General features: G+C 45.2%; 6 protein-coding genes and 2 pseudogenes. 6 read left to right on the top strand and 2 right to left on the bottom strand.

Going from position 1 to position 6,462, the window contains the following annotated elements; genetic code table 11:
- Positions 1-241: pseudogene (locus E2K52_RS12810) on the top strand (acyl-CoA thioesterase domain-containing protein); the annotation flags it as partial.
- A 107-nt stretch (positions 242-348) separates the two neighbouring features.
- Positions 349-936, top strand: a complete 588-nt coding sequence (gene pgsA / locus E2K52_RS12815) for a CDP-diacylglycerol--glycerol-3-phosphate 3-phosphatidyltransferase (protein WP_151205447.1) — start codon at positions 349-351, stop codon at positions 934-936.
- Positions 937-1,593: 657 nt separating this feature from the next.
- On the opposite strand, the gene E2K52_RS12825 is transcribed toward pgsA, so the two are convergent.
- Together E2K52_RS12825 and argH are read right to left on the bottom strand one after the other, a co-directional pair.
- The gene (locus tag E2K52_RS12825) at positions 1,594-1,866 is read right to left on the bottom strand and encodes an oxidative damage protection protein (protein ID WP_151205448.1); all 273 of its coding nucleotides are present in this window, start codon (positions 1,864-1,866) and stop codon (positions 1,594-1,596) included.
- Between the two features lie 29 nt (positions 1,867-1,895).
- A complete protein-coding gene (gene argH / locus E2K52_RS12830) occupies positions 1,896-3,326 on the bottom strand; it encodes an argininosuccinate lyase (protein ID WP_171478865.1) in 1,431 nt (476 codons plus the stop codon).
- On the opposite strand from argH, the gene E2K52_RS12835 reads away from it, so the two are divergent.
- The 4 genes and pseudogenes from E2K52_RS12835 to E2K52_RS12850 all read left to right on the top strand — a co-directional run.
- A complete protein-coding gene (locus tag E2K52_RS12835) occupies positions 3,317-4,471 on the top strand; it encodes a sensor histidine kinase (protein ID WP_151205449.1) in 1,155 nt (384 codons plus the stop codon). The two genes, argH and E2K52_RS12835, sit on opposite strands and share 10 nt — an antisense overlap.
- Positions 4,472-4,540: 69 nt before the next feature.
- Positions 4,541-5,281 (top strand): LytR/AlgR family response regulator transcription factor, encoded by a 741-nt coding sequence (locus E2K52_RS12840; protein ID WP_151205450.1) that lies wholly within the window; start codon positions 4,541-4,543, stop codon positions 5,279-5,281.
- Positions 5,282-5,386: 105 nt separating this feature from the next.
- Positions 5,387-6,310: a hydroxymethylbilane synthase gene (hemC, locus tag E2K52_RS12845; RefSeq protein ID WP_151205451.1), complete on the top strand. Its 924-nt coding sequence runs from the start codon at positions 5,387-5,389 to the stop codon at positions 6,308-6,310.
- Positions 6,310-6,462 (top strand): annotated as a pseudogene (locus E2K52_RS12850) (uroporphyrinogen-III synthase); the annotation flags it as partial. The gene hemC and the pseudogene E2K52_RS12850, both read left to right, overlap by 1 nt.

Consider the following 6,462-nt stretch of genomic DNA (forward strand, 5'->3'; position numbering starts at 1 on the left):
ACTTTTTGATATTTGGCCGCCTGGGGTACTGCCAATGTTTAAAAAACGGGCACCTGCCAGTAGTCTGACCTGGAATGTTACTTATGTGCATCCGTTGCAGCACCAGTTAAAGGATTGGTTTAAATATAAAGTATTTACAGACCATGCAGCAGACGGTTATGCAACTGAATATGCCTATCTCTGGGATAGTGAAAATCGTCTGATTGCGATCGCCAGGCAGACGGTGACCGTGTTTGCCTAGTGACACTGCACGCCAATTCGTATAAAGTGAGGCCTATCAATGATGGATCAAACCTCAGAAAAAGTGTGCATTTTCATCGTACATGAGGGGAACAATTGGCGGTGTCTATGACTACAGGTCGTATCCTGAATATTCCTAATATCTTGACCTTGGCGCGTATTGTCCTTATTCCGGTATTTTTATTGGTGGCCTATTGGCCCCCTGCAGTGGGGATTTATGGGGCTGAGCCGAATGTCACGCGACATCTGATTCTTACTGCGATTTTTGTTATTGCGGCAGTAACAGACTGGTTTGATGGCTATCTTGCCAGGACCTTGAACCAGACCTCTGCATTTGGGCGTTTTCTGGACCCGGTGGCTGATAAGCTGATGGTAGCGGCTGCCTTAATTGTACTGGTCCAGTGGCAACCGACCATCTCTATGGCATTTGCAGCCATCGTGATCATTTCCCGTGAAATTACTGTCTCGGCATTGCGTGAATGGATGGCGGAACTGGGTGCGCGAACCAGTGTGGCGGTCTCCACAGTCGGAAAATATAAGACCGCTTTTCAGATGATTGCGATCAGTGTGTTCCTGCTCAACTGGCCGCCTCTGGAAATGCTGGCCTATGCACTGCTGTATACGGCAGTAATTCTGACTTTATGGTCGATGTTTATTTATCTCAAAGCGGCTTGGCCGTATTTAAAACAGCCTTAAAAGACATAAATAAGAAAGCTCCATTGATGGGGCTTTTTTTATGGTTAATTAAGAAAGGTTTTGTAAAAATAACAGGCAAAAAAATACCCAGCCTTTGGGGGAAGAACTGGGATGAAATCGGGGTATTTCTCAGTTATTATTATAGTTATTCAAAGATATCTCATCTTCTTGTTAGCCATTATGACAGGAGTTTTCATAAAAACATGGGGTTTCTTGTTGCTGAATGTTGTGTTTTGTAGAGGCTCTGTATTGGGGTTTTACAATCCATTATTTTGATACAAACTTGATGGTTTTTTAAAAGGGAAGGGGCTGCTTAAAGTCAGAAAATACGCTAGTAAAAAAGTTGCCTTGAGCTGCTTGCGAGATATTTTTCAAGCTACGCTGCTGGCTCGAAATAGCTTAGAAAAACGATATGACGAATTTTGCGTTTTAGAAATGAAAATAATTTTTCAGCACGACTTTAGGACTCACTAGAGCAGGGCTTTAAGTCGTAAACACTCTTTTCTTAGAGGTGTTTAGGCCCACTCTTCTTGCTTGTCTTGCCTCATTTTCAGCCCTATAAAAAAAGAATCCCCAAAATATGGAGATTCTTTCAGGGTTTTAGTCTATGCAGACTCTGCCCTTGTGTTGCGGCTTAGTGGAGCAGTGCTCCACTAATCACGCCTCAGGCTTAAGACCTTCGGCTTTTTCTAAAGTTTCATCATTATTAAAGAACTTCTCACGTTGTTCTTCCAGAAACTTTTTTGCATCCGGTTCAAACACGCTTAAACGCTTTTCATTGATCAGCGTGGTCTGGTGCTTTAACCATTCCTGCCAAGCCTGTTTAGACACGGTATCAAACAGTTCCTGTCCCTTGGCACCCGGGAAGGGTGCAAAGTCTAGACCTTCCATCTCTTGTTGATACTTACGGCAAAATACTTGTCGAGACATACCAATACTCCAAATTAAAGCGAAAGCAGTTAAGCATAAAGTTTTTCTAGGCGGGCATGGGCACGTTCGATTGCAGCTTCAACCTGAGCCGGTGCCGTACCCCCAATGTGGTTACGTGCATTTACTGATGCTTCCAGAGTCAGTGCTTTTTCAAATACATCTGCCTGAATCAAATCCGAGAACTGTTGTAATTGTTCCAGGGTGAGCTCAGACAGGTCTTTGCCTTCCTGAACACCTAAGGCCACTGCTTTACCTACAATTTCATGCGCATCACGGAATGCTACGCCATTTTTCACTAGGTAGTCTGCCAGGTCAGTGGCAGTCGAGAAACCACGTAAGGCAGCTTCACGCATTTCCGGAAGATTTGGAATTAGTGCCGGAATCATGTCAGCAAAGGCCATCAATGAACCCCGCACCGTGTCGATTGCATCAAACAGCGGTTCCTTGTCTTCCTGATTGTCCTTGTTATACGCCAAGGGTTGACCTTTCATCAGGGTTAACAGGCTCATCAGGTCACCATACACCCGGCCTGTTTTACCACGAACCAGTTCAGGTACATCTGGGTTTTTCTTCTGTGGCATGATCGATGAACCAGTACAGAAACGATCTGGAATGTTCACAAACTTGAACTGTGCCGAAGTCCACAGAATCAGCTCTTCAGACATACGTGACAGGTGCATCATGATGAGTGAGGCCGCAGCATTGAATTCAATCCCGAAGTCACGATCAGATACGGCATCCAGTGAGTTTTCAGCAATCGCTTCAAAGCCTAAAAGCTCGGCCGTATAGGCACGGTCAATTGGATAGGTTGTTCCCGCCAGCGCTGCAGAACCCAGTGGCATACGGTTGACACGCTTACGGCAGTCAATCAGACGCTCGGAGTCACGTACCAGCATTTCAAACCAGGCCATTAAATGATGGCCAAAAGTGACCGGCTGTGCAGTCTGTAAATGGGTAAAGCCCGGCATGATGGTATTGGTGTTCTTGGCAGCCAGCTCCAAAATACCTTTTTGTAATTTTTTCAATAATTCTAAAATGGCATCGATTTCATCACGCACATACAGACGGATATCCGTGGCCACTTGGTCATTACGGCTGCGGCCGGTATGCAGTTTTTTGCCGGTGATGCCAATACGCTGAGTCAGACGTGATTCGATGTTCATGTGCACATCTTCAAGGTCAATGCGCCATTCAAAATTGCCTGCTTCAATATCTGCCTGAATGGCAGTCAGACCTTCAATAATGTCATCGCGTTCCTGTTCAGTCAGTACCCCGACTTTGGCAAGCATGGTCGCATGAGCCACCGAGCCTGCAATATCCTGTTTATAAAAACGTTGGTCAAATTGAACAGATGCTGTAAATTCAGCAACAAAAGCATCAGTCGCTTCAGAGAAACGACCGCCCCACATACCCGAAGTTTGGGCGTGTGCTGGATGAGAGGAATTAGAAGATGTGGTCATGTCGGCTCAATCAGATTAAAAGCAGTAGAACGAAAAAGAGTATAACAAATTCAAAGCCTATTGCCGAAATTCTATCTGATCAATCTTGCCTGTCCCGAACAGGGCAGGGATTGGGTTCCTATTTTTTTAGCCAGATGGGACAGTGGCAATATTTGCTCGAGCTGTTTATCGGCGGTAATACCCTGGCTCTGGTTCTGGCGCTGGCAGAAGCCCAGTCCTGGCAGGCTTTGAGTGTGCTACAGCTCCTGCAATATATGCTGTATATCAGCTGGATACTGTTATGTTTTGCAGCGCTGCTGGAGTTTTTTCAGCAGCAGTTTCAGCGAATGGGGATTAAACTGGCTTTAATGTCCGGATTTTTACTGTTACAGGTCATTGTGCTGCTGACTACTATCAGCTTGAATATTTTGATATATATTGGAACAAATTTAAGTTTTCAGGGCTTGAACTGGACTATTATTCTGGATCAGCTCAGTCTACACTTAAGTTTAGGAATATTGCTTGGGATGTTTTGTTTTCGCTATCTGTATCTGCGCGAGCAATGGCAGCAGCAGCAGCATAGTGAGCTGAAGGCCCGTATTCAGGCCATGCAGGCACGGATTCACCCGCATTTTCTGTTTAATAGCCTGAATAGTGTCATCAGCCTGATCAGTATTGATCCTGACAAGGCGGAACAAATGCTGTTAAACCTGTCGCGTTTGTTCCGGGCTAGTTTTCAGGAGTTAAAGCTGGTCAGCGTGCAGGAAGAAATTGATCTGTGCCAGCGTTATTTGCAAATTGAACAGATTCGGCTGGGCGAACGCTTGCAAGTTGAATGGAAACTGGAAAACAAGGAGCTATATTCTCAAGTCCAGATTCCCTTACTGACTTTACAACCCTTATTAGAAAATAGTATTTTTCATGGAGTTGAAAAAATCTTAACAAAGAGTACGATAAGCGTATTAATTGAAATATTACAAAATCAAATTAATATCATCATAACAAACCCTTATATGCAGGAAAATAAAACTTTAAAAAAGGGGCACGGTATTGCAATAGAAAATGTCAGACAGCGACTGGAGGCTTATTATGGCTCTACAGTCAGCTTACAGACATTTGCTGGCGAAGGGATGTTCACGACAGTGTTACGATACCGATATAAATAAAAATAAATCAAAAAGATCCGGGTTAAACTATTCATGAATGTGATGCTATGAGCCGGATAAGGAGGAGAAATGGACGTCCTGATTTGTGATGATGAGCCTTTGGCTGTCGAACGCTTATCGCGTTTGGTCTCTCAGCTGGGCCATCAGGTGATTGCCACTGCTAGCCATGGCCGTCAAGCCATTGATCTGGCTCACCAGCACGAACCTGATGTCATCTTATTAGATATTCAAATGCCTGAAATGGATGGCCTGATCTGCGCGCAGCATTTACGCCAGCTTGATCCGATGCCCGCCATTGTATTCTGTACTGCCTATGATCAGCATGCACTGGATGCTTTTAAGTCCAATGCAGAAGGCTATTTGCTCAAACCCGTGATGCAACAGGAATTAGCACAGGTGTTGGAGCATTTAACTAAATTTACCCAAGCTCAGATGAGCCAACTAAAACAAAAAGAAAATATGGAAGATATCAATACAAGCCGCCAGCAGATTGCGGCAAAGACCTATCGTGGTGTGGAGTTGGTGCCAGTTGAAAATATCTATTACTTTCTGGCGGATCAGAAATATGTCACTGTACGGCACAAAAATGGCAGTGTCCTGATTGATGAAACCTTAAAGGAACTTGAGCAGGAATTTGGTGACCAGTTTATCCGGATTCATCGTAATGCGCTGGTGTCTGTGCACTATCTGGATGGGCTTGAGGTTGTGAGTTCTGGTCAGTATCAGGTGCGTTGTCGGGAACTGGAAGAGCGTCTGGCGGTGAGTCGACGCCATTTGCCGATTTTAAGGGATCGTATTCATAAGCTTTAACAGCTATATAGGCAATGTAATCTGAAGCTTGTGTAAATTCACTTGCATTTTCAAGTGAGCAGGTTAAGTTTAGACTATTGTTCTCATTGGCTGTTATTTAAATTTATGAAGACCCTAAAAATTGCAACTCGACAAAGTCCACTTGCACTTTGGCAAGCGGAACATATTCGTGCGCGTTTACAGGACCTGCATACTGGTTTACAGGTCGAGTTAGTCACTTTTGTTACACAGGGCGATAAAATCCTGGATACGCCATTGGCTAAAATTGGTGGAAAGGGATTATTTGTAAAAGAACTGGAAGCAGCTTTATTGGATGAACGTGCAGATCTGGCGGTTCACTCTATGAAAGATGTCCCGATGGCGTTACCTGAAGGTCTGGCCTTAGCAGTGATCTGTGAGCGTGAAGATCCGCTGGATGCTTTTGTTTCTAATCATTATGCCAGCTTTGATGACTTGCCACACGGTGCCAAGGTAGGAACTTCGAGTCTGCGCCGTAAGACTCAGATTTTAAAGCAGCGTCCGGATCTGGAGATTATTGACCTGCGCGGTAATGTGGGTACCCGTTTATCTAAACTGGATGCAGGACAGTATGATGCTATCATTTTAGCCAGTGCCGGTTTGAAACGCCTTGGTTTGGCAGAGCGTATCCGTCATACACTTGCAGCTGAAGTCAGTCTGCCTGCGGTAGGACAGGGGGCTTTGGGACTAGAATGCCGTGAGGGCGATCAGGCGGTGCTGGATCTTATTCTGCCACTTTTACATGCGGAAACGGATGCTTGCGTCCGTGCGGAGCGTGCTTTTAATGCCTATCTTGAGGGTGGCTGTCAGGTGCCAATTGCAGGTTATGCGACTTTAAATCAGGATCATATTTCGATTGAAGGTCGGGTGGGCAGTGTAGATGGGGCCGTGCTGTTACGTGCCCAGCATACCGGACATATCACAGAGGCTGAGCAACTCGGCGTGCAGTTGGCGAAAGACCTGTTGGATCAGGGAGCGGGCGATCTACTGAAGGCGCTTTATTCAAACTGATGTTGTTTATCAATACCCGCCCCAGAGATCGTGCTGCAAAGTTGACTGAGCAGTTACAAAACGCACAGATTCCTGTTGTAGAATTGCCTTTACTGGAGCTGATCGCACAGCCTCTTTCAGAGGGTTTACTGGCTTTATATCGCCGGCTGGAT

The sequence above is a fragment of the Acinetobacter sp. RF14B genome, from assembly GCF_006864105.1.
Taxonomy (GTDB): Bacteria; Pseudomonadota; Gammaproteobacteria; order Pseudomonadales; family Moraxellaceae; genus Acinetobacter; species Acinetobacter lwoffii_C.

Excerpts from the sequence above, each read along its gene's own strand:
- pgsA (WP_151205447.1), top strand. The coding sequence starts at position 349 with ATGACTACAGGTCGTATCCTGAATATTCCTAATATCTTGACCTTGGCG.
- E2K52_RS12825 (WP_151205448.1), bottom strand. The coding sequence starts at position 1,866 with ATGTCTCGACAAGTATTTTGCCGTAAGTATCAACAAGAGATGGAAGGT.
- E2K52_RS12835 (WP_151205449.1), top strand. The coding sequence starts at position 3,317 with ATGTGGTCATGTCGGCTCAATCAGATTAAAAGCAGTAGAACGAAAAAG.
- argH (WP_171478865.1), bottom strand. The coding sequence starts at position 3,326 with ATGACCACATCTTCTAATTCCTCTCATCCAGCACACGCCCAAACTTCG.
- E2K52_RS12840 (WP_151205450.1), top strand. The coding sequence starts at position 4,541 with ATGGACGTCCTGATTTGTGATGATGAGCCTTTGGCTGTCGAACGCTTA.
- hemC (WP_151205451.1), top strand. The coding sequence starts at position 5,387 with ATGAAGACCCTAAAAATTGCAACTCGACAAAGTCCACTTGCACTTTGG.